Source organism: Klebsiella sp. CN_Kp066 (assembly GCF_040065135.1).
In the GTDB taxonomy this organism is placed as follows: domain Bacteria; phylum Pseudomonadota; class Gammaproteobacteria; order Enterobacterales; family Enterobacteriaceae; genus Klebsiella; species Klebsiella oxytoca.
Window position 1 is genome coordinate 37,196 of the sequence record NZ_JBEAIU010000023.1, and the last position, 22,572, is coordinate 59,767.

The 22,572-nt window shown below is 55.0% G+C and carries 20 protein-coding genes; 5 read left to right on the forward strand and 15 right to left on the reverse strand.

Annotated features, from left to right (window positions below):
* Positions 1-46: 46 nt before the first annotated feature.
* From ydgT to blr, 3 genes are all read right to left on the reverse strand, one after another.
* Complete coding sequence (gene ydgT / locus ABLV75_RS03095) at positions 47-262, reverse strand: transcription modulator YdgT (RefSeq protein WP_004102628.1); 216 nt, start codon at positions 260-262, stop codon at positions 47-49.
* 220 nt (positions 263-482) lie between these two features.
* Complete coding sequence (locus ABLV75_RS03100) at positions 483-1,853, reverse strand: GH1 family beta-glucosidase (RefSeq protein ID WP_023321111.1); 1,371 nt, start codon at positions 1,851-1,853, stop codon at positions 483-485.
* A gap of 103 nt (positions 1,854-1,956) precedes the next feature.
* A complete protein-coding gene (gene blr / locus ABLV75_RS03105; protein WP_017145752.1) occupies positions 1,957-2,106 on the reverse strand; it encodes a division septum protein Blr in 150 nt (49 codons plus the stop codon).
* A 184-nt stretch (positions 2,107-2,290) separates the two neighbouring features.
* On the opposite strand from blr, the gene ABLV75_RS03110 reads away from it, so the two are divergent.
* Complete coding sequence (locus ABLV75_RS03110; protein WP_023321110.1) at positions 2,291-3,331, forward strand: oxidoreductase; 1,041 nt, start codon at positions 2,291-2,293, stop codon at positions 3,329-3,331.
* 62 nt (positions 3,332-3,393) lie between these two features.
* On the opposite strand, the gene add is transcribed toward ABLV75_RS03110, so the two are convergent.
* A complete protein-coding gene (add, locus tag ABLV75_RS03115; protein ID WP_004102621.1) occupies positions 3,394-4,395 on the reverse strand; it encodes an adenosine deaminase in 1,002 nt (333 codons plus the stop codon).
* Positions 4,396-4,667: 272 nt separating this feature from the next.
* On the opposite strand from add, the gene metQ reads away from it, so the two are divergent.
* A complete protein-coding gene (gene metQ / locus ABLV75_RS03120) occupies positions 4,668-5,483 on the forward strand; it encodes a methionine ABC transporter substrate-binding lipoprotein MetQ (protein ID WP_023321109.1) in 816 nt (271 codons plus the stop codon).
* A gap of 82 nt (positions 5,484-5,565) precedes the next feature.
* Here the strand turns inward: metQ and yedF are convergent, their stop codons facing one another.
* From yedF to malX, 5 genes are all read right to left on the reverse strand, one after another.
* On the reverse strand, positions 5,566-5,799 hold the full coding sequence (gene yedF / locus ABLV75_RS03125) for a sulfurtransferase-like selenium metabolism protein YedF (protein WP_004102619.1): 234 nt from the start codon (positions 5,797-5,799) through the stop codon (positions 5,566-5,568).
* Positions 5,796-7,007, reverse strand: a complete 1,212-nt coding sequence (gene yedE / locus ABLV75_RS03130; protein WP_023321108.1) for a selenium metabolism membrane protein YedE/FdhT — start codon at positions 7,005-7,007, stop codon at positions 5,796-5,798. Before yedE ends, yedF begins: the two co-directional genes overlap by 4 nt.
* A 188-nt stretch (positions 7,008-7,195) precedes the next feature.
* Positions 7,196-7,399 carry a putative selenium delivery protein YdfZ gene (gene ydfZ / locus ABLV75_RS03135; protein WP_004102617.1) on the reverse strand — a complete coding sequence of 68 codons (204 nt, stop codon included), beginning with the start codon at positions 7,397-7,399 and terminating at the stop codon, positions 7,196-7,198.
* A 324-nt stretch (positions 7,400-7,723) separates the two neighbouring features.
* Complete coding sequence (locus ABLV75_RS03140) at positions 7,724-8,896, reverse strand: MalY/PatB family protein (RefSeq protein ID WP_004102615.1); 1,173 nt, start codon at positions 8,894-8,896, stop codon at positions 7,724-7,726.
* Positions 8,897-8,943: 47 nt separating this feature from the next.
* Positions 8,944-10,536 (reverse strand): maltose/glucose-specific PTS transporter subunit IIBC, encoded by a 1,593-nt coding sequence (malX, locus tag ABLV75_RS03145; RefSeq protein WP_023321107.1) that lies wholly within the window; start codon positions 10,534-10,536, stop codon positions 8,944-8,946.
* A gap of 174 nt (positions 10,537-10,710) precedes the next feature.
* Between malX and ABLV75_RS03150 the strand changes: the two genes are divergently transcribed.
* A complete protein-coding gene (locus ABLV75_RS03150; RefSeq protein WP_023321106.1) occupies positions 10,711-11,739 on the forward strand; it encodes a Mal regulon transcriptional regulator MalI in 1,029 nt (342 codons plus the stop codon).
* 25 nt (positions 11,740-11,764) lie between these two features.
* Here ABLV75_RS03150 and ABLV75_RS03155 read toward each other — a convergent pair whose 3' ends face one another.
* Both ABLV75_RS03155 and manA read right to left on the reverse strand, forming a co-directional pair.
* Positions 11,765-13,312 (reverse strand): YdgA family protein, encoded by a 1,548-nt coding sequence (locus ABLV75_RS03155; RefSeq protein ID WP_004102609.1) that lies wholly within the window; start codon positions 13,310-13,312, stop codon positions 11,765-11,767.
* 98 nt (positions 13,313-13,410) lie between these two features.
* Entirely contained in the window at positions 13,411-14,589 is a 1,179-nt protein-coding gene (gene manA, locus ABLV75_RS03160) for a mannose-6-phosphate isomerase (protein WP_023321105.1), read from the reverse strand.
* A gap of 197 nt (positions 14,590-14,786) precedes the next feature.
* On the opposite strand from manA, the gene fumA reads away from it, so the two are divergent.
* The gene (gene fumA, locus ABLV75_RS03165; RefSeq protein ID WP_023321104.1) at positions 14,787-16,433 is read left to right on the forward strand and encodes a class I fumarate hydratase FumA; all 1,647 of its coding nucleotides are present in this window, start codon (positions 14,787-14,789) and stop codon (positions 16,431-16,433) included.
* Positions 16,434-16,575: 142 nt separating this feature from the next.
* Complete coding sequence (fumC, locus tag ABLV75_RS03170) at positions 16,576-17,976, forward strand: class II fumarate hydratase (RefSeq protein WP_023321103.1); 1,401 nt, start codon at positions 16,576-16,578, stop codon at positions 17,974-17,976.
* On the opposite strand, the gene tus is transcribed toward fumC, so the two are convergent.
* The 4 genes from tus to iraM all read right to left on the reverse strand — a co-directional run bounded on the left by tus (position 17,966) and on the right by iraM (position 21,669).
* Positions 17,966-18,898, reverse strand: a complete 933-nt coding sequence (gene tus, locus ABLV75_RS03175) for a DNA replication terminus site-binding protein (protein WP_004113404.1) — start codon at positions 18,896-18,898, stop codon at positions 17,966-17,968. The genes fumC and tus overlap by 11 nt on opposite strands.
* Before the next feature lie 76 nt (positions 18,899-18,974).
* Positions 18,975-20,276, reverse strand: coding sequence for a two-component system sensor histidine kinase RstB (gene rstB, locus ABLV75_RS03180; RefSeq protein WP_004113401.1), 1,302 nt, complete (start codon positions 20,274-20,276; stop codon positions 18,975-18,977).
* A gap of 15 nt (positions 20,277-20,291) precedes the next feature.
* Positions 20,292-21,011 (reverse strand): two-component system response regulator RstA, encoded by a 720-nt coding sequence (gene rstA / locus ABLV75_RS03185; RefSeq protein WP_004102597.1) that lies wholly within the window; start codon positions 21,009-21,011, stop codon positions 20,292-20,294.
* A gap of 310 nt (positions 21,012-21,321) precedes the next feature.
* Positions 21,322-21,669: an anti-adapter protein IraM gene (gene iraM / locus ABLV75_RS03190; protein WP_004102595.1), complete on the reverse strand. Its 348-nt coding sequence runs from the start codon at positions 21,667-21,669 to the stop codon at positions 21,322-21,324.
* Positions 21,670-22,572: the final 903 nt, after the last annotated feature.

Genomic DNA, 22,572 nt, shown 5'->3' on the forward strand with positions numbered 1-22,572 from the left:
AAGCAGGGCCGGAAGTATAAGCAACTGGCGTGAATGATGACAGTCTTTATTGCACGTAGCGCCAGACGGACTTGGGCACCTCGCCAATGTTGAACAATTTGCCGCCAGAAACCAGCTCCGCCCGACGATGGTCTGCGGCGCGATACATGTTGACGATCTCTTCGTTATCGGTCAGGGAATAGTTAAGGTGATCAAAAAGTTTTTCCAGACTTTCCAGCGTGCTGATTTTACGAAATTTTAATAAGTAGTCCTGAACGGTCATTTGCGTATCCATTTTATAATCAGAATAATTTAAGTTGAATATACCCATTCTGTGTAAACCTGTTCTCAACCGGCCGTTCCTTTTTTTCAGTAAACTGTATGGAATTATTTCGGTTGTAAATACCCGGAACAAGAACAGATGATGTTTCTGGCCTGGTAAAGAGGAATTTAAGAGTATTCCAGAACTGAATCAGGCGCCGGATGGCGCCTGGGAGAGAAGATTAACGCTGTTCGCCTCGGCTGGCAATAACGTTTTGGTACCAGAAAAAGCTCTTTTTACGTTTACGCGCCAGATTGTTCTGATGATCGACATAAACAAAGCCGTACTGTTTTTTATAACCGTTGAGCCAGCTTAATAGATCAATAAAGGACCAGGGATAATAGCCGCGCACGTCAGCGCCCAGTTCCAGCGCTTTTTCCAGCGCAGTTATGTGGCTATTCAGATAGTCAATACGCGGGTCGTCGACGATTTCGCCATCGATGATCGGGTCAATGGCCCCGAGTCCGTTTTCGGTGATGTAAATCGGTATGTCACCGTAGCGCGCTTTAATCATCATGATCCCGTCGGTTAACCCCTGAGGCCAAATTTCCCAGCCCCATTCGGTATAGGTACTTTGCGGGTTGCGTACAAAATAGAACAGCCCGTCGACGCCGGGTTCGCCGCCGGTCGGAACCTCCGGGGGCTGCGCTGAGACGGTTTCGCGGCGGTAGTAGTTCAGGCCGATAAAATCACAGCGGTTTTCACGCAGCAGCGCATCGTCGCCCGCTGCAAAAGCCGGAACGCCCCACAGCGCCTGGGTTTGTTGCAGGAGCTCTTCAGGGTATTGACCTTTTAGCACCGGATCGTAAAGCCAGTGGGTGTGAATAGCATCCGCCATCGCCGTCGCTTGCATATCCTCCTCGCTGTCGGTTAAAGGGGTATGCGGCTGCAGTACGTTGACAAAACCTATCTGCCCCTCGACTGCCATTTCACGAAACGCTTTCACGGCCAGCGCATGGGCGATAAAGACGTGGTGGCAGGCCTGAATCGCGCGCGCAGGGTCGCGCACCGCTGGCGGGTGGATGCCGTTAATATAGCCATGCCCGATAAAGACGATAGTTTCGTTGAAGGTCGCCCACAATTTGACCCGCGAGCCGAAGCGCTGATAGCAGAGGCGGGCGTACTCAGCGAACGCTTCCGCCGTACTGCGCGCTTCCCAGCCGCCTTCCTCCTGCAACGCCTGCGGAAGATCCCAGTGATACAGGGTGATCATCGGTTCAATATTATGCGCCAGCAGCTCATCAATCAGATCGCTGTAGAACTGAACCCCAGCCTCGTTAACCTCGCCGCGGCCTTCGGGCAGCAGACGCGGCCATGAAATTGAGAAGCGATAGCTTTGCAGACCCATTTCCGCCATCAGCGCAACATCTTCGCGAAAGCGATGGTAATGGTCTACGGCGATATCGCCGGTGGTGCCCTGAAAAGTGGTGCCTGGGAGATGGGAGTAGATATCCCAGATAGAAGGGCCTTTGCCGTCGGCATCGTGTCCGCCCTCAACCTGCCAGGCTGCGGTAGCGGCTCCCCATAAAAAATGCTGCGGAAATCCGGACATGAAGAAACTCCTTATCGATTGATAAGGAGAGTGTAATAAAACCCTGTACCGCCATGCAACCGGTTTCAGAAACCGGTTGCATAGTTGCGAAGCGGGTCACTGTTTATTTCGCCAGCGGCTTCGCCTGAACAGTATCAACGGTAGGTGGGGACTGGTAGTTATCAATATGATGAGCGATAACTAAAAGCAGGGCTGAGACGCCCAAAACAATCCAGCCAATAAGTTCTACAATACGGTTAAAAACGTTTTCCATAACTCTGTAGCAAATTGTGAAACCAGAAGGAAATGGTACTTGAGGATTGAAGTAACGCAAGTGTTACATGAACTTAGTTGCGCAAATGACGTAATGCTGCGCGATAACGCGGGCAACATGCGTTAACAGAGGTCTTATCCGCAGCGTAACTGGGACACCGTTATTCTCGTTAAGGGGGTAAAAAATGAGTGATGCTATCCGGGTAGGATTAATCGGTTATGGCTACGCTAGCAAGACCTTTCATGCGCCGCTAATCAGCGGTACGCCAGGGATGACGCTGGCCGCTGTGGCCAGCAGTGATGAAAATAAAGTGCATGCCGATTGGCCTGCATTGCCGGTGGTTAGCGGGCCAGAGCGGATTTTGAACGACCCCAATATCGATTTGGTGGTGATCCCGACCCCAAACGACACCCATTTTCCGCTGGCCAAGGCCGCGCTGGAGGCGGGCAAGCACGTAGTCGTCGATAAACCCTTTACCGTGACACTGTCACAGGCGCGTGAGCTTGAAGCGCTGGCAAAAAGCGGCGGGCGGCTGCTGTCGGTATTCCATAACCGCCGCTGGGACAGCGATTTTCTGACGGTAAAAGCGCTGATCAACGAAGGGCTACTGGGGGAAGTAGGATACTTTGAGTCTCATTTCGATCGCTATCGACCGCAGGTGCGTAATCGCTGGCGTGAACAAGGCGGACCGGGGAGCGGCATCTGGTACGATCTTGCCCCGCATCTGCTGGACCAGGTGGTAAATCTCTTCGGCCTGCCGGTTAGCATGCAGGTTGATCTGGCGCAGTTACGTCCGGGCTCCCAGTCCACCGACTATTTTCATGCGGTTTTAGCCTGGCCGCAGCGTCGTGTCGTGCTGCACGGAACTCTGGTCGCTGCGGCGGAAACGGCGCGCTTTATTATCCACGGTTCGCGAGGAAGCTATGTGAAATACGGTCTCGACCCGCAGGAGGAGCGGCTGAAAAGCGGCGAACGCCTGCCGCAGGAAGACTGGGGATACGATATGCGCGACGGGGTGCTGACGCGAGCGGAGGGCGAGGACATAACCGAGGAGTCGTGGCTAACGCTGCCGGGTAACTATCCGGCCTATTATGCCGCTATTCGCGATGCACTTAACGGAAGCGGCACTAATCCGGTTCCGGCAAGCCAGGCGATTCAGATTATGGAGCTGATTGAGCTTGGCCTCGAGTCGGCCAGACATCGAACGACGCTGTGTCTGAATTAGGTCATCCCCGCGACAACAACCGCCCGGCGTTGAATGACCCCCGTTTATCACGGGGGAGTCGATCAAGCCTGCTGAACGCGCTGCATCAGCGCTGCTTTTTCCCCGGCGCTTAAAAAGGCGAGTTCCAGGCCGTTGATCTGCGCCTGGCGAATCTGCTCGCGGCTCAGGCCGGCAGCCGGGGCGGCAACCGTATATTCGTGGATAATATCGACGCCCTGGACGGCGGGGTCGTCGGTATTAATGCAGGCCAACACGCCGTGCGCGAGGAAAGTTTTCAGCGGATGCCGGGCCAGCGACGGCACGGTGCTGGTCTGGATATTGGAGGTTAGACAGGACTCAATGCCGATGCGCTGCGCGGCGAGATAGTCCATCAGCGCCGGGTCCTGCACCGCCTTCACGCCGTGGCCGATGCGTTCGGCTCCCAGCTCGCGAATGGCCTGCCAGATGCTTTCCGGACCGGCGGCTTCGCCTGCATGGACCGTGATCCGCCAGCCCGCATCGCGCGCGCGGCGGAAGTGCTCCATAAACAGATTCCCCGGGAAGCCAAGTTCATCGCCGGCGAGGTCGAGGGCGGTAATGCCGTCGCGGTGGGCGAGCAGGGCTTCGAGCTCTTCCTCGCACGCCGCTTCGCCGAAGGTGCGGCTCAGAATACCGATCAGACGGGCTTCAACGTTAAAGTCGCGGCTGCCTTCTTTTACCCCAGCGATCACCGCTTCGACGACGCCCGCTACCGGCAGCTGGTGGGTCATCGCCATATAGCGCGGAGAGAAACGCAGTTCGACGTAATGCAGTCCGTTGCGCGCGGCATCTTCAAGGTTTTCATAGGCAACGCGGCGGCAGGCATCCAGAGAAGCGAGCATTTTTACACCCCAATCCAGCTTAGAGAGGAAGCTGACCAGGTCGGGCTCATTGCTGGTGACCTGTACATGAGGACGTAATGTTTCGAGCGTATTTGCCGGAAGTGCGAGGTTATACTGGCGGCCAAGATCGAGAATAGTTTGGGCCCGGATATTACCGTCAAGATGGCGATGGATGTCGGTTAATGGCAAAGTTAAATCAATCATGGTCGCACTCTTTTTTTAGTTAAAGTGCGCGTCATTGTACATCAGAACGATAAATGGTTAAAAGAGGAGAAAAATACCGAATAAATCAATGAAAAAGGGAGTGGTGAGGAAAGATTCCCCTCTCTCTGAGCCGCATGTCGCATTCGCTCATAGCAAAACGCTATTAATCATAGTGAATCAGTATTTAATTTCGCCCGTGTGATTTTCTATAGTCTCTGGCGCTGGTTTTCCTGCAATGAATGGCAGGCTATTTTAAAAAGGACCCTGGGAATATGATCTTTATGTTAAAAAAAATTGCAGTACCGCTGGTTGTCGCAGGCTCGCTGCTGCTGGCAGCCTGCAAACCTGGTGAGCAGGACCCTAACCACATCAAAGTGGGCATTAGCGCAGGCGTTGACCAGGAGGTCTGGGCGGTGGCGCAAAAAGTGGCAAAAGAGAAGTACAATCTCGACGTCGAAGTGGTGACGTTTAATGATTTCGTCCTGCCCAACGAAGCGCTGAACAACGGCGATCTTGATGCTAATGCTTTCCAGCATAAGCCTTATCTGGATAAACAAATTCAGGAGCGCGGCTATAAGCTGGTTCAGGTTGGCACGACGTTCGTTTATCCGATTGCCGCCTATTCGAAGAAAATCAGTTCGGTCGACCAACTGCCCGATGGCGCGCAGGTGGCCGTTCCCAACGATCCAACTAACCTCGGACGCTCGCTGCTGCTACTGCAAAAGCAGGGGCTGATTACATTGAAGGAGGGCACCGGTCTGCTGCCCACTTCGCTTGATATCATTAATAACCCGAAAAACTTAAAAATCGTCGAGATTGAGGCGCCGCAGCTCACCCGCGCGCTGGACGACCAGCAGATAACTATGGCGATAATTAATACCACTTTCTCAAGCCAGGTGGGCCTGTCACCGTCGCGCAACGGCCTGTTTGTGGAAAGCAAAGATTCGCCCTACGTCAATATCTTTGCCAGCCGCATCGAAAACAAAGATAGCGAAAAGGTAAAAAATCTGGTGAAGGCCTACCAGAGCGATGAAGTGGCCGCGGCGGCAGAACAGCTTTATAAAGGCGATGCGGTTAAGGGCTGGTAATCGTTTCATACCCGGTATGGCGTCAGCCGCCGACGGGCAAGCGCATATAACGGCCGGTAGCGTGCTACCGGCTTTTTGATGGCTATTTTTGAATCAAATAGCGGATGGTTGGCCCATCTTGCTGAATATCGAGCACGGTATAGCCGTGATTTTTGGCATCCAGCGGGATATTGTTAATCGACTGCGGGCAGTCGCTGACCACTTCAAGAATTTCGCCTTTCTTCAGCGAGGGCATCGCTTCAAGCGTGGCGATGGCAGGATAGGGGCAGGGTTCGCCAACCATATCCAGGCGATAGTCCGGGACCAGAGTTTTCATGCGCTTTCCTTAACCGTTGAGGTGGCGAGAGATTTGCGGTGGAAAAAGCGTTTTTCCCAGCCAATAACCAAACCCAGCGCGATCAGCAGCAGGAGATAGGTCACCAGCAGGCCGCCGAAAGGCCCGAATGTCGCCAGCAGGTTGATTTTATCCCAGCTTGTGGCCAGCGCCGGGGAGAGTCCGTCCCAGTAGTATGCCAGGATCGTTGAACCTATCACGTTGCCCAGCCCAACCCACCAGAAGTGCACCTGGCCTTCCACCGCGCGGTACATCCAGCCGGTTTCGCAGCCGCCCGCCAGGACGATTCCAAAGCCGAACAGCAGACCGCCGATGACCGCGTTGGGGCCGGCCCACATAATTTTTGGTTCCATGCCAAGCTGCACGTAGCTGAAGATCCCGATGGCGCTGGCCGCCATACCGAAAATGATCGCCTTCGCCATATTGGTGCGTCCGGTGATCCACATATCGCGAAAGGCAGAGGTAAAGCAGATCTGCGCGCGTTCGATAAGCAGGCCAAACCCGACGCCAAACAGCAGCGCCAGGCCGAGCTTCGGCTGGTTAGCTGCGGTGAGCAGACCCCAGGCGATCATGGCAAAAAAGACCACCATCCCGAGACGGAACCGGCGTCGCGCCTGGTCAGGTTTTTGCGTCAGCGGCGACGCCTGCGACACTTTTTGCATCTTAACCGGAATACGGAAGATGGGCAGCAAGGTAAAACGCGCGCCGAACCAGGTGCCGATAGCCGTCGCGATGGCAAAGAACCAGGCGTGCAGAGAAAACTGCGGGATACCGGTGAAGAAGGCGGCCAGGTTACAGCCCATCGCCAGACGGGCGCCGAAGCCGGCAATGATGCCTCCGGCGACGGCCTGCAGAATACGCACCCGGCTGCGAGGAAAACGCAGCTTCACGTTATTCGCCCACAGCGCAGCGGCGAAACAGCCGCCGAACATGCCGATGATCATCATGCCGTCGATGCGAGTGAGCGGGGTGCCCTCAAGATGAATGAGTTTGTAGTACCCCCACTCTTCGCTGTGCACGCCGATAAGTTGCAGCAATTGTCCGCCCCAGCGGGTAAATTCGCCGGTGACGGCCCAAAAAGTGCCGGTAATGCCGAAGTAGTAGGTTGAGAGAATCCCCGCGGCGATAACGGCGGGAACGGGTGACCAGAATTTAATCAGCCACGTCTGTTTGAATTGTTGCCATGTCATGAAGATGCCTCTGAACTCAGAAGGTATATTACCCGTAACGGGTTGAAGAGGGGCGATACTACGCTGTTTAGTTCCTGAAAACGCTCGACAGGATCAAATTGACCGATAAAGAGAATATAAAAGGCCACGCGCTGGTGGCCTTTCACGACCGCTTATTCGCGGCCTGCTGTTAATGACGGTACGCGAATTCAGTTAAAGCCCAGACGAATCAGGTTCAGCGGGCTAAATAACCCTTCGTGTCCGTCTATTTCCACGCAATCAGCACGACGGATCTGCTCCGCCGTTTTACCTTCAGCGTGGATGGCCTTAATGACGCCCGTCGCGCCGCTATCGGCTACCATAACCATGCTGCCGGTAGAGATAGCATTACGGTTACGATCGTAAGTTTTCATAATTTCGTCCTCCTGATTAATACTTTGACGGGAATGAAAAGCGGCAATTAAATACACCTTTGCGGCGCGAATTTTTTTGCGTCTCGTCAAAATTTGGTCTCATTATGCCCGGAGACTCTTAGGTCGGGGGCAGGCAGGGGAGCGGGATTGAGACGGTTAATAAGCCAGAGGTTATTTTTTCCGCGGTCAGGTGAATCTCATCGGCGTGGCACAGAGAGAACTATGATTTTATTCGCGCTTAATGTTTGTACCGCGCAAAGCGCCGGTGAAATAAACGCCAGCGGTAGCGGGGAGCCCGCTACCTGATTATTGAAGGGAAAATAATTAGCGCAGCGAACGCAGGGCGGCGATTAATCCCTGCACGCCTTTTTCCAGCTTCTCGCGTGGGCAACCGGCGTTGAGACGGACAAAGCCCTTACCCTCTTCGCCGTAAGTGTAGCCGGGCATAATGGCGACCTTCTGCTCCTCGATAAGTGCTTTTTGCAGAGCGCGATCGTCAACGGCCAGCGGGCGCAGGTCAATCCACGCCAGGTAAGTCGCCTGCGGTGGCTGCCAGCCTAGCTCCGGAAACGCCTGATTCAGTTCGCCAGCGATGAAGCGCATATTTTCCTGCAAATAACCGCGCAGGGCATCCAGCCAGGGCGCTCCCTCGCGATAGGCGGCAATATGGGCGACCAGCGCCGGCACGGAAGGTGATGAGAGGCCATCGCGGCTCTTCAGCGCGTGCAGATAGCTTTCGCGCACGGCGGGATCGTCAATCAACCCGTATGCGCCGGTGAATGCCGGAATGTTGAAGCTTTTCGAGCCGGAGGTGAAGAGCGCCCAGGGGCTGCGGGCCACGTCGCACCACGGGATGTGCTGCTGCCCGTCCCAGACCATGTCCATATGGATCTCGTCGCTAATCACTTTTACCCCATGCTTCTCACACAGCTGCGCCATGGTTTCCAGCTCTTCACGGGTCCAGACCTTGCCGGTGGGGTTGTGCGGGCTGCACAGCAGCAGAACGGTATTACGCGGCTGAGCCAGTACCCGCTCCAGGGCCGCCATATCGCAGCGCCAGTGATGGTTGTCGAGAGAGAGCGGCACGGCCGCGACGCGCCGCTGGTTGCCTTCAATGGTTTTATAAAAGGCATCGTAGGCCGGAGTGTGTACCACGATGCCGTCGCCCACTGCCGACCACTGACGAATCATCTCCGCGACCATATAGATCACCGATGGCCCGTAAACAATCGCTTCGCGGTTGATTGGGCTATGAAAACGGCTGGCGAACCAGTGGCTCACCGCGCCGAGGAATTCATCATTTTTCCACCGGCTGTAGCCAAAAACACCGTGCCCCAGACGTTTGCTGACGGCATCAAGAATACAGGGGGCGGTGGCGAAATCCATGTCGGAGATCGTAAAGGGCAGCAGGTCGGCTACGCCAAAACGGTCGGCGACGTAATCCCACTGCGTGCACCAGGTACCGTGACGGTCGATCTGCTTTGAAAAATCAAACATCGCAACTTCCTTCATCCTGGCCCCCTGCCGCAAGGCGGGGGCGGAGCTTATGCCTCGACGGTATTCATCAGGACAGCCATTTCATCTTTTACCGACTGCACCTGCGGGCCAATCACTACCTGCAGGTTATGCTGGTTGAGCTGAACCACGCCGATGGCGCGATTCGCTTTCAGCGCGGCGCTGTCGACTTTGCTCATATCGTTAACCGACAGACGCAGGCGGGTAATGCAGTTATCGAGCGAAACGATATTTTCCGCGCCGCCGAGCGCGGCCAGAATCGCCGGAACGTTATACCCTGATTTGCCGGTCACGCCGGTGACAGCCTTCTCAAATGCGCTCGTTGTTTCAATATCGCGTCCCGGCGTTTTCAGGTTAAAGCGGGAGATCGCGAAACGGAAGATACCGTAGTAAACCGCAAACCAGATGGCCGCAACCACCGGTACCATGTACCACCTGGTGGACAGACCGTGCAGAATGCCGAATACCACAAAGTCGATAACGTTGCCGTCGGTGTTGCCGATTGTCACGCCGAGGATCGCCATTACGGTAAAGCCCAGGCCGGTCAGTAACGCATGGATAACGTAGAGAACCGGCGCGACGAACAGGAACAGGAATTCCAGCGGTTCGGTGGTGCCGCCTACCACGCAGGCGATAACGCCGGAAATCAGCAGGCCTTTAATCTTATGGCGATTTTCCGGACGCGCGCAGTGATACATCGCCAGCGCTGCGCCCGGCAGGCCGCCGAGGAATGCCGGCATTTTACCCTGTGACAGGAAGCGGGTCGCGCTCTCGGCGAAGCCGTGGCTGGTCGGGCAGCTTAGCTGGGCCTGGAAAATCGTCAGCGCGCCGCTGACGCTATGCCCGCAAACGTCCAGGGTGCCGCCCGCTTCGGTAAAGCGGATCAGCGCCACCAGAATATGGTGCAGGCCAAAAGGCAGCAGCAGGCGTTCACCGGTACCGAAGATCATCGGTCCGAAATCACCTGCACTATTGATGACCTGACCGAGTGCGTTAATCCCCATGGCGAAAACGGGCCATATTATCGGGATCACCAGACCGACCAGGCCGAGAACCACGGTCGTAATAATGGGCACAAAGCGGGTACCGCCAAAAAAGGCCAGCGCGTCGGGCAGGCGGATGTTATGGAAACGTTCGTGCAGCATCCAGACGATGATCCCGGCGATCACCGCGCCGAGGATCCCGGTGTCGATCGATTGAATACCGATAATGTTCTGGATGTTATTGGCTTTGAGGATGGCGGCATCGGTGGTCGGCAGAATACCTTTGGCCGTCAGCCAGAAGTTTACCGCCAGGTTCATTACCGCGTAGCCGACAAAACCGGCAAACGCGGCGACGCCTTTGTTTTCTCGCGCCAGACCCAGTGGAATGGCGATACAAAACATCACCGGCAGAAAGCTGAAGGCAAAGGAGCCGACTTTGCCCATCCAGACGAAAACGGTCTGCAGCAGCGGCACGTCCAGCCACGGCAGAAGCGTCAGGACATCATGGCTGCTCAGAGAGCTGCCGATCCCCAGCATGATCCCGCAAAAGGAGAGTAATGCTACGGGTAACATGAAGGTTTTCCCGAGCTGCTGGAAAAACTCCCACAAGGTAATTTTGTTTGCTGTTTTCGCCGTCATAACATGAATCCTGGTTCTAAAAGTTATCGGTAGGATGCAACGCCACGAAAAGATAAAACGTTTTACCAAACTTTAGTGCGATAAAAATCACATATTCCAGCGATAATAAAGTTTATAAAGAGGGCATCCTGATAAAACGTTTTATCGACAGCCAAAGGGAGTCGGCCTGCAGTTATGGCTATCGTGAAAAAAATTACCATTAATGATGTCGCGCAGGCGGCGGGGGTATCCGTCAGTACCGTCTCGCTGGTACTGAGCGGCAAGGGGCGTATTTCGTCGGCAACCGGCGAGCGCGTCAATCACGCCATTGAACAGCTGGGCTTTGTGCGTAACCGCCAGGCGGCGTCCCTGCGCGGCGGCCAGAGCGGGGTGATTGGCCTGATCGTCAGCGACTTGTCGAAGCCTTTCTACGCGGAGATGACCGCCGGATTGACCGATGCGCTTGAGTCGCAGGGCAGAATGGTCTTCCTCACCCAGGGCGGGCACAGCGGAGAAAAAATGCTCCAGCGTTTTGATACCCTGGTTTCACAGGGGGTCGATGGCGTAGTGATTGCCGGCGCCATCGATCGGGGGGGCGAACTGCGCGATCGCGCGGCGGAAGCCGGAATGCCGCTGGTCTTCGCCTCCCGCGCCAGCTATCTCGACGATGTGGACCTGATCCGCCCGGATAATATGCAGGCGGCGCAAATTGTCACCGAGCACCTGATCCGCCGCGGTCATCAGCGCATTGCCTGGCTGGGAGGGCAAAGTTCATCCCTGACGCGCGCCGAACGGGTTGGCGGCTACTGCGCTACCCTGCTGAAATATGGCCTGCCGTTTCATAGCGAGTGGGTGGTGGAGTGCGGCTCAAGCCAGAAGCAGGCGGCGGAGGCGATGACGGCCCTGCTGCGGCAAAACCCGACCATTAGCGCCGTGCTCTGTTATAACAGCGTGATCGCGACCGGGGCGTGGTTTGGCCTGATGCGCGCCGGGCGACAGAGCGGAGAGGATGGCGTTGAAAGCTATTTCGAACAGCGGGTCGCGCTGGCGGCATTTGCGGAATTACCCGAGGAGGCGCTGGATGATCTGCCGCTGACCTGGGTTACGACTCCCGCCCGGGAGATGGGGCAAAGCCTGGCGGAGTGTATTTTACGGCGTATGGAAGAGGGGCAGGGAGCGGCGCGAAACCAGATCATCTCTCCTCGGCTGATTACGCGTAAATAGCCCCTGGTGAGGGGCTATATGTCATTTATTGCTGCGGCGCGACTGGCGGTACCACTTCTTGCGGCAGCGTCTCCTGCGGCTCAGCGGGCGCCGGGACAGGGGGAAGCGCTAAACCGAACATCCCGGCAAACTCATCCAGCGGCATTTTCTGCCCGTTCAGCGTCACCTGGCCGTCAGCATACTGCAGGCTGGAGGTGATGGCGTTATCTTCCATAGTGGTAATACGGAACATCTGTCCCATCGCCGCCAGGCCTTTCACCTGCTGCTCTGCAAGCTTAGCGGCGTCGGCGGGCTGATAGCCTTCCAGCCCGGCAATCTGAGTCATAAACGCCGTCGCCATATCGACCGGGATCACCAGCTTGCCGTCGAGAGATTTGACGCTACGATCCACTTCCTCGGCCAGCGTCTGCGGCGGAGTGGTAGTCAGCGACGGATCTTTGAGCAGAATCGATAGATTCAGGGTGGTTTCGCCCTTCGCGTTGCGCCAGCTCAGCGGAGAAATGGTCAGGGACGGGCTGCCTTTCAGCATCATCGGCAGTGAGCTAAAGAAGGTTTGCGTTAGCGCCTGCTGGTACAGCTCAGGATTCTGCGCCAGCTGAGGGTCCGCCATCAGCGCCTGGGCGTCGGCATTGTACTTCTGGCTGAACTGATGGAAAGCTTCACCATCAATATTGTCCAGCTTCAGGGTCAGCCTGCCGCTACCGATATCCTGATTTTGCAGCTTCAGGCTGTTGACGGTGTAGTCCAGCTGGCTGTTAATCCCTTTGCCGTCGGCGGTCAGCGAAGAGTTGCCGTCGATTTTCATCCCTTCAAACAGCGCCAGCTCTTTTCCTTCAACGCCAATCGCCAGTTTTTCCAGCGAGATGGCCTGCTTGCCAATACGCTCGTTGAAGCTGGCCATTTCGGTGGAACCGTCGGTTTTCAGATTATTAAAGGTGAGCTGTACCTTCTGATTGTATTCGTTGACCGCGTTAATTTGCCCGCTGCCCGCTTCGCCGCTCAGGCTGAGGGTTTTTCCCTCTCGATCGGCGTTAAGCTGGAACTGACCGCCGCTAAAAGTGACTTTCTCGTCGTCTTTCGCGTAATCAAGCGGTTTCAGCACGATAGCGGACTGGTTATCGCCGCTGTAGGCGATGCGGGTATCGATAGTAAACGGCGTTTCGCCTTTTGCAATGTCAAACAGCGACTTGCTGGCCTCGTTGTTCACTAAGGTGGTTTTGACGGATGCCATCGCCGGGGCGAGGTTAAAGGATTTCAGTGAAGCCAGCGGGAAGGGGCCGTGATCGACAACTTCGTCAAACACCAGCGACTGTCCGGCGGCCAGCCAGCGGGGCGCTTTGCCGGCGATGGGTTTCAGGACCAGTTGTAAACGGCTGCTGAACAGGCCGCGCTGATAGTCCTGATAGGTGAGCTCTACGCCAGCCTGCGGCGCGCTGCTTTGCAGCTGAGCATTCGCCTGCTGCACCATATCGGCAATGCGGCTTTCCAGCTGCTTCCCTGTGTACCACGCGCCGCCCGTCCAGACGACGCCCAGCGCGATGATAATTCCTGCTGCGACCAGCGATTTTTTCATAGCATTTGTCCATAAATGAAACCAGGCGGATTGGGCCGCCTGGTTGTGTTGTCATGATGAGTGAAAGTCTAGCAACTGTGGCTAAAAAGTTCAGTAACTTACTGGAGCTTATTAAACACGCGCGCCACGCGACCGCTGCCGCTGACCTGTACCGGTGATTCGTTGTGCGCCACGAAAGCCGACTCGCCCGGCTTCAGCGTCAGACGCTGTTCGCCTTTCACGATCGTTGCTTCACCCTCGACGCAGAACAGGATCGCCGCGCTATCCTGGGCGATGGTGGACGCCTGCGCTGAAAGGTCGTGCAGTGAGAAAGCAAAATCGTCAACCGGGATGGGGAAGTCCAGCTCCGCGCCGTGAATGACCGGCTGGGTCAGGAGTTCGCCAGCGGGTTTGGGTTCAAATTTGACGTTTGCCACCAGCTCCGGAATATCAATGTACTTCGGCGTCAATCCCGCGCGCAGGACGTTATCGGAGTTGGCCATCACCTCCAGCGCCACGCCCTGCAGGTAGGCGTGCGGCGTTTCCGCAAACAGGAACATCGCCTCGCCGGGATTCAGCTTGACCACGTTGAGCAGTAGCGGAGAGAAAAGGCCGCTATCGTCCGGATAGAACTCGGCGATCAGGCGGATAGTCTGCCACGGTTCTCCCTGCTCGCTGTCCAGCGCTCTCTGCAGTACGCTCAGGGCGTGCGCTTTTTCGTCGCCTTTCATGTTCAGCAGGCTGGCAAACAGCTGGCTCAGATGGGCGGCGTCAGGCTGCGCCAGGAACTGCGCTATTGCCGGATGTGCTTCAGCTACCGGCTGCAGCAGCTTCACGATTTCGGAAAACTCGCGGAAGGCGTTCATGGCAAGGAATGGCGTTAACGCGAAAACCAGCTCCGGCTTGTGGTTCGGATCTTTATAGTTACGTTCGGCGGCATCAAGCGGGATCCCGGCGGCATTCTCTTTGGCAAACCCGATTTCCGAGGCCCGTTTGTTCGGGTGAACCTGAATAGAGAGCGGCTGGGCGGCGCACAGCACTTTAAACAGGAACGGCAGTTCACCAAAACGCTCGGCAACTTTGGCGCCAAGCAGGGTCGTTTTATCGCTGTCGATTGCATCGCGCAGAGAACGCGGCGTTCCGGCGTCATCGAGAATTTGCGAGCTGCTCTTCGGATGCGCGCCCATCCACAGCTCCGCCATCGGCAGGTTGTTTGGGTTAGCAATGCCATAAAGTTCGGTTAAGGCGGTATGACTTCCCCAGGCGTAATTTTGCACTGAGTTGATGAGTTTTTGCATTCTCAATCCCTGTTTCCACTTGATAGTAATGGCACTATTAAACCAGCAAACGCCCGAGAAGCAACCGGTGCGAAGAAAAAGTCGTCCTTGTCTCAGTTTTTGTTAAAAAATTGTGTAGAATCGATCGACTCGCTTTTCTACGGGCAAATGGAGTGTCTGCCTGAAATATAATCAGCCAAGCAGTAAGTGAGAGCACAATGTCGAATAAACCCTTTGTATATCAGGATCCTTTTCCACTGAAAAAGGACGATACCGAGTATTACCTCCTCAGCAGTGATTACGTCTCCGTCGCCGAATTCGCCGGCCAGGAAGTTCTGAAAGTTGAACCTCAGGCGCTAACTTTACTGGCACAGCACGCTTTCCACGACGCCTCCTTTATGCTTCGCCCGGCTCACCAGCAGCAGGTCGCCGATATTCTCAACGACCCGGAAGCCAGCGACAACGATAAATACGTGGCGCTACAGTTCTTGCGCAACTCGGATATTGCCGCCAAAGGCGTGCTGCCGACCTGCCAGGACACCGGTACCGCAATTATCACCGGCAAGAAAGGTCAGCGCGTGTGGACCGGCGGCGGCGATGAAGCCGCGCTGGCGCAGGGCGTGTACAACACCTATATCCAGGATAACCTGCGCTATTCGCAGAACGCGCCGCTGGATATGTATAAAGAGGTCAACACCGGCACTAACCTGCCTGCGCAAATCGACCTCTACGCTACCGACGGCGAGGAGTACAAATTCCTCTGCATCGCCAAAGGCGGCGGCTCGGCTAACAAAACCTATCTGTATCAGGAAACCAAAGCGTTAATTACTCCGGCGAAGCTGAAAAATTACCTCGTCGAGAAGATGCGCACGCTGGGGACCGCGGCCTGCCCGCCGTACCATATTGCTTTTGTGATTGGCGGTACGTCGGCGGAGTCTACTCTGAAAACCGTTAAGCTGGCCTCAACGAAGTATTACGATGGTCTGCCGACCGAGGGCAACGAGCACGGCCAGGCCTTCCGCGATATTCAGCTCGAAAACGAGCTGTTGCTGGAAGCGCAGAACCTTGGCCTCGGTGCGCAGTTTGGCGGTAAATATTTCGCCCACGATATTCGCGTCATCCGCCTGCCGCGCCACGGCGCCTCATGTCCGGTGGGCATGGGCGTTTCCTGCTCCGCGGATCGCAACATCAAAGCGAAGATCAACCGCGAGGGGATCTGGATTGAGAAACTGGAGAGCAATCCGGGCAAGTATATTCCCGAGCATCTGCGTCAGGCCGGCGAGGGAGAAGCGGTTAAGGTCAATCTGAACCAGCCGATGAGCGATATTCTGGCGCTGCTGTCGCAGTATCCGGTGTCGACCCGCCTGTCGCTGAGCGGTACGATTATCGTGGCGCGCGATATCGCCCACGCCAGGCTGAAAGAGCTCATCGATAATGGCGAGGAATTGCCGCAGTACGTCAAGGACCACCCGATCTACTACGCGGGCCCGGCGAAAACCCCTGACGGCTACGCTTCCGGTTCTCTTGGCCCGACCACCGCAGGCCGTATGGACTCCTACGTCGATCTGCTGCAGGCGCATGGAGCGAGTAAAATCATGTTAGCCAAAGGTAACCGCAGCCAGCAGGTGACCGACGCCTGTCACAAGCACGGCGGTTTCTACCTCGGCAGCATCGGCGGTCCGGCGGCGGTACTGGCGCAGCAGAGCATCCGTAGTCTGGAGTGCGTGGCCTGGCCGGAGCTGGGGATGGAGGCTATCTGGAAAATTGAAGTGGAAGACTTCCCGGCGTTTATCCTCGTGGATGATAAGGGCAATGACTTCTTCCAGCAGATCCAGAGTTCGCAGTGCGCCCGCTGCGTGAGATAAGCTCAGCCGCCCTTCGGGGCGGTTTTTTTATGCCGCTTAGCGGCACGAACCACCAAAATAACTTATAAATCTGACCCATACTTTACGCTTTAAGCAGGTGAGCTTTGTCGCTATTACGCACTTTGAATCCAAGGAGAAAGTAATGACAACGCATCGCAGTGAAAAAGACTCTATGGGCGCAATCGATGTGCCTGCCAATAGGCTTTGGGGCGCGCAGACTCAGCGCTCGCTGGAACATTTCCGCATCTCGACGGAAAAAATGCCGATCGAGCTTATTCATGCGCTGGCGCTGACCAAGCGTGCGGCGGCGAAGGTGAATAACGATCTCGGTCTTCTGAGCGCAGAAAAAGCGCAGGTGATTATTCAGGCTGCGGATGAAGTGCTGGCAGGCAAGCATCCGGACGAGTTTCCGCTGGCAATCTGGCAAACCGGCTCCGGTACGCAAAGCAACATGAATATGAATGAGGTGCTGGCTAATCGTGCGAGTGAACTGCTGGGCGGGGTACGCGGGATGGAGCGTAAGGTTCATCCTAACGATGATGTTAACAAGAGCCAGAGCTCTAACGACGTTTTCCCGACGGCGATGCACGTAGCGGCGATGATTGCGCTTCGGGTAAAGCTGATCCCGCAGCTCAACATTCTGAAGCAAACGCTTAATGATAAATCCCTGGCCTTCAACGATATTGTCAAAATCGGCCGCACCCACCTGCAGGATGCGACGCCGCTGACGCTCGGCCAGGAGATCTCAGGATGGGTCGCCATGCTCGAGCATAACCTCCGGCATATTGACCATAGCTTGCCCCATCTGGCGGAACTGGCGCTGGGCGGCACGGCGGTGGGAACCGGGCTTAATACCCATCCGGAATACGCGGTACGCGTCGCCGCCGAGCTGGCGGCCCTGAGCGGCCAACCGTTTGTGACCGCGCCGAACAAGTTTGAAGCGCTGGCGACCGTTGATGCGCTGGTGCATGCCCACGGCGCGCTGAAAGGGCTGGCCGCTTCGCTGATGAAAATCGCCAACGATGTGCGCTGGCTGGCCTCCGGTCCGCGCTGCGGCATCGGCGAAATTGCGATCCCGGAAAATGAACCGGGGTCGTCGATTATGCCGGGCAAGGTTAACCCGACCCAGTGCGAGGCCCTCACTATGGTCTGCTGTCAGGTGATGGGTAACGATGTCGCGGTAAACATCGGCGGCGCTTCGGGCAACTTTGAGCTCAACGTTTACCGCCCGATGGTGATCCACAATTTCCTGCAATCGGTGCGGCTGCTGGCTGATGGGATGGCGAGCTTTAATGAGCACTGCGCGACAGGCATTGAACCTAACCGCGAGCGCATCAGCCAGTTGCTCAATGAGTCGCTGATGCTGGTTACCGCCTTGAATACTCATATTGGCTACGACAAAGCGGCGGAAATTGCCAAAAAGGCGCATAAAGAGGGGTTAACGCTCAAGGCCTCCGCGTTGGCGCTCGGCTACCTGACGGAAGAGGAATTTGACCGCTGGGTGCGCCCTGAAGATATGGTAGGCAGTATGGCTATTCGCTAGCCAGCCACAGGTGCAGTCGCGGAATCATTAGCCTGAGCGATTGCGCCTGCGGTTTATAACGATACTGCACGTTCCCGGCGTCATAGTTCAGAAGCTCTCCGAGGTCCGGCACGCTAACGCCCTGCGTGCCGGATATCAGCGCGATCATCGGCCCTGGACAGGCGTATTGCACCTGCTTTTGCTGCCCGCTATACCACACCCTGGCGATAGGCTGAACCTTTACCGGCCTCTTTATCTTCAGCTTCGCCCGCTGCGGCAGGGCGGCAATATCCTGGTACTCTCGCTCCAGCTTGCTTTGCCACTGTTCGCGCGTCCACGGCGGAACCGCGCGGGGCGACTGAAGACTTTTTTCCAGTTGCATGAGAACCTGGTCGCGGGTGAGATTTTTAATCACATGCTTATTGGCCCAGCCGAAGCGGATAGTGCTCGGGTCAATTAACGGGGTGAGCGTGCGATAGGCGCTCAGCGTGATCAGTCCCGGCAGGTGGCGATGGACCCACTCAAATCGTGCGGTAGCGGGAAGACCGGAATCGACGGTGATAATCTTCTCGAAGGTCGCTTTAAGAACGTTGATATGGGCGATCTTGCGTAATAGTTCTGCCTGCTCGCTGGCCTCAGTTCGCAGGCAGATCGCGCCGGGCAAACGCACGGCAGCCTTACTGCTGCGGGTTTCCGACTGCTGCTGGATAAACAGGTGGCTATAGTGTTTGAGCGCCATCTCCAGCGCGGGTTTACCGGTGTGCTGAACCACGTTGATGTTCTCCAGCGGCTGGTGTTCGGCATCTTTGCTGACCGGCGGCAGCTCAAAGACGCGCGCAGCCAGCAGACGGCACTGGCTCAGGGCCTGTTTAAGCGCCTGCAGTTCACGCTCGAGCTGGCGAAAGGTGTCGTTCAAACGTTCAACGAGGTCATAGCTGGCCATATTTCTCCACCTTAGTTACAACATACTTTATGTTTTTTTAAACTATAGCAGACCTCAGCTCCTGCGCAAGGGCTCATCAGGCCGAGGTAAAATTCGGCAGCTGATGATAAACCGGCCAGCTAAAACAAAAACAGGCGCCACCGAGCTCGCTCGCCTGGCAATGGACTTCGCCAGCCATTGCCTGGGCAATACTGTGGACGATAGCCAAACCAAGACCGCAGCCGCCGGTGGCGCGATCGCGGCTGGGGTCGAGACGAACAAACGGCTCGAACACTTTCTCCCGCTCAGCGGGCGCGATACCTGGACCATCATCTTCGACGCGCAGCGTTGCGCGCGAACCCTGCAGCGTCAGGCTGACCTGAATACGCTGGTTACTGTAGCGCAGGGCGTTGTTCACGAGGTTATCCAGCACTCGTTCCATTAAGCGCATGTCCAGCGCGCCGTAATTTCCGTCCACGACTTCGCTTAGCGCAACGTCGCGCTGGGGATTCACCGCCTGAATATCTTCTACGCGATCGCCGAGCCACGCCGGGAAATTGGGGGTCGTCAGCTTCAGTTCATTCTGCGGGCGATCGAGGCGCGCATAGGTCAGCAGCTCTTCAATCAGGGCCTCCAGCTGGCCGATATCGCGATTTAACGCCTGTGATTCGGCTTCTGTAAGGTTCTCGCTCATCTCCAGGCGGTAGCGCAGACGCACCAGCGGGGTGCGCAGTTCATGGGCAATACCGTCGATCAGCTGTTTTTTGCTGGCGATAAGCGCGTTGATATTATCGGCCATCTGATTAAACGCCACGCCCAGCCGTTCGAAGCTGGACATGCTATCGAAGTGGATCCGCTCGCTAAGATGCCCGTCGCCGAAGCGCTGAGCGGCGGTTTCGATACGCAGCATATCCTGCCAGTGGGGGCGCATCCAGATGAATACGGGAAAGGCCAGCGAAATAGCAATGAAGGCCATCAGAGCCAGATCCAGCAGGCGCATCTCATGCAAAAAATAGAGATACGGTACCGGGCCGACGGAGAGCACGTAGTGGCTACGAGGGATACGCTGAATAAAGGTGTACTGATCGTCCAGGGCTACGATATCGCCAGCGCGCAGATGCTGCATCGAGTTTTCCGAGAGCTTGAATTTGCTGATAGGCTCGATATGCAGATCGAATGAAAGATTAAGGTCCAGCTCTTTGAGCGTTTTGCTCCAGTCGCGCGGCGGGATCTCGCGCAGCTCGCTGCGCATCAGATACAGCGAGCTCTTCATCAAATCATCCAGCGACTGGCGGCCTGCTCGCTCGGCGGTAAATTTGTACACCAGGCCGACCATCATCGTCATTACCAGAAAACAGACGAACAGCAGGAGGTAAAACTGCACAAACAGCTTTTTCATAGCCAGATCCGTAAATTAATTGTCCCACGCGTGCGGGGCGAATAAATAGCCTTTATTGCGTACCGTTTTGATGCGATAAGGCTCAGTCGCGTTGTCGAGAAGCTTTTTGCGCAAACGCGAAATGGCGACGTCGACGCTGCGGTCCATACCATCGTAGCTTACGCCGCGCAGGTTTTTTAATAGCGCATCCCGATCCATAATTTGTCCTGCGTGGGTCGCCAGCTCCCATAACAGATCGAAATCCGCGGTGGACAACGCGACGTTTTCCCCGCTGAGCATAACCTGACGATTGACCGGATCGATACTCAGCGAACCAAAAGCGATCGCTTTATGCGGCGTCAGCGAGGAGGGGACGCCGCTACTGTCCTGGGGGGGGACATGCTGGCGCAAATGCAGACGCAGTCGGGCTAACAGCACTGCGGGTGGCGTTGTTTTCAGAATATAATCGCTGGCGCCCATTTCGAGCGACAGGATATGGTTCATATCGCTATCCAGTGACGTAAGCAGCACGATGGGCCCTTGCCACTGGCCGCGTAAATCCCGGCACAACGTCATCCCATCTTTACCGGGCAGCATGATATCCAGCAGCACCAGATCGGGCTTTTCGCGCGCGATAACCTCTTCGGCACGGTCACCGCGAGGCTCAACCACGACGTCCATATCATGTTTCCCGAGATAGGCCGCAATCAGCGCGCCTACTTCGGCATCATCCTCAACGAAAACAATTTTATTCATAGCGTGTATGCTTACACTCATCTCTGGCTGATTGAATCTGTTGCCCTTAGGCGCGGTCAGTGCCACGCTTAAGGCATCATCAGGGCGTAGCCCGTTAATTCACTGTTGTCATTGTAAACTATTCGGGCATCAATATGAGCTATGAGTTAGCGATGAAATTCGCTATGATGGCTGAATTCGCGCAATGATTGATCAGATTTATGCTTTGCCGCGCGTTTAGCGCATCGTGCTGGATGCGGGCAGGACTGGCTGAAGAGCTTCTGCCCGTACAAAATAGATGCTGCTAAATTAAGGTGAGATCGAAGCTGCCTTATTCCATGCTCTTTTGCCTGGCGCCGTAGGGGCAGAGGACGAATTTGCAGATGCTTCTTCGGTTGCAAATTAGCAGCGTTGGATTTTGATTGCCGGGGCACTGGATAAACTTTGTCAGCGTTGACCATAGCTTTTCGCTATAGGGAAAAGCATGAATAACCTGTAAGTCGCCGGGCTCACCGTTTATGAAGACGTCATCTTGCGTGATGTTAATAACCGAACCGATGTTCAAAAAATAATCTCCATTATACCATATAATTAATTTCAGATTTCTGGCACTGGCCGCAACTGAAAATCCTGTTCCAGTTAAAGGACATACAAGACTATTTTCAATATTCCACTCCATGCTAGACGCTCTCCAGTAATTCACGAGCATTTTCGCGTTGATAAATATAGTTTAATGAGTTTCAGATGCTTTTGGATTGTGTATAACGCAGGTCCGAACATGAAGATTCCTTTAGCTGGTTCTTATTCAGGCTAATATAAAATGATTGCGGTTATATGAGTGTCTAATACTAGTAAAGATAATAGCAACAAGTAAAAGATTCGAAAAACTCGGCAGGAGTGAACTAATAAACTGAAATGCATGTTATGAACAGAATTATATTCTGCAATGGATATTATGTTTAGATCGAAAGATCGTAAAATCAGTTAATTACGATCTTATTCACTGCGGTTGCTTTGATTAATGGCAAAGTATGCTTTTATATGAAATCGGTTTTATATTGATCTAAGTCAATAAATTGTGCCTTATTGTGCTCTTTTTCTCAAAAAAGGCTACGTGCGCTATTTAAGGTTATGCGCAAGTAGAATAACGCAAAAGCAAGCGATTAAGATGAAAAACCATCCATGTCAATAAATGGTTTCTACCATATTTAGTAGGTATTGATGTGTATCATTTAGTTCCAGATAATAGCTCTATTTAACGCACGATATAATTGATATTTATTTCTTTTGTAGGCCCGTAAAAACGGAAGGCCGGCGTTCAGGAAGGGGGCTTTGCCTGCGGAGGCTGCAAAAAAGAAATACGCTAAATGGATGAGCAATAATGCTTGCGATAAATCTTAATCCGCTATAATGAACGAAAAATCGACTAATCCTTTACGCCTCGTTTGATAAAATAATTTATTTAAGCTCATGGGGTTAGCAGGCGTAAAATTAGCCGGAAATAGCAGACTCTGTTTCCTGGTAAATTGTCACTACGGCAAGCATTAATAACTGTTCATAAGGCATCAGAGTGATAGGCGAG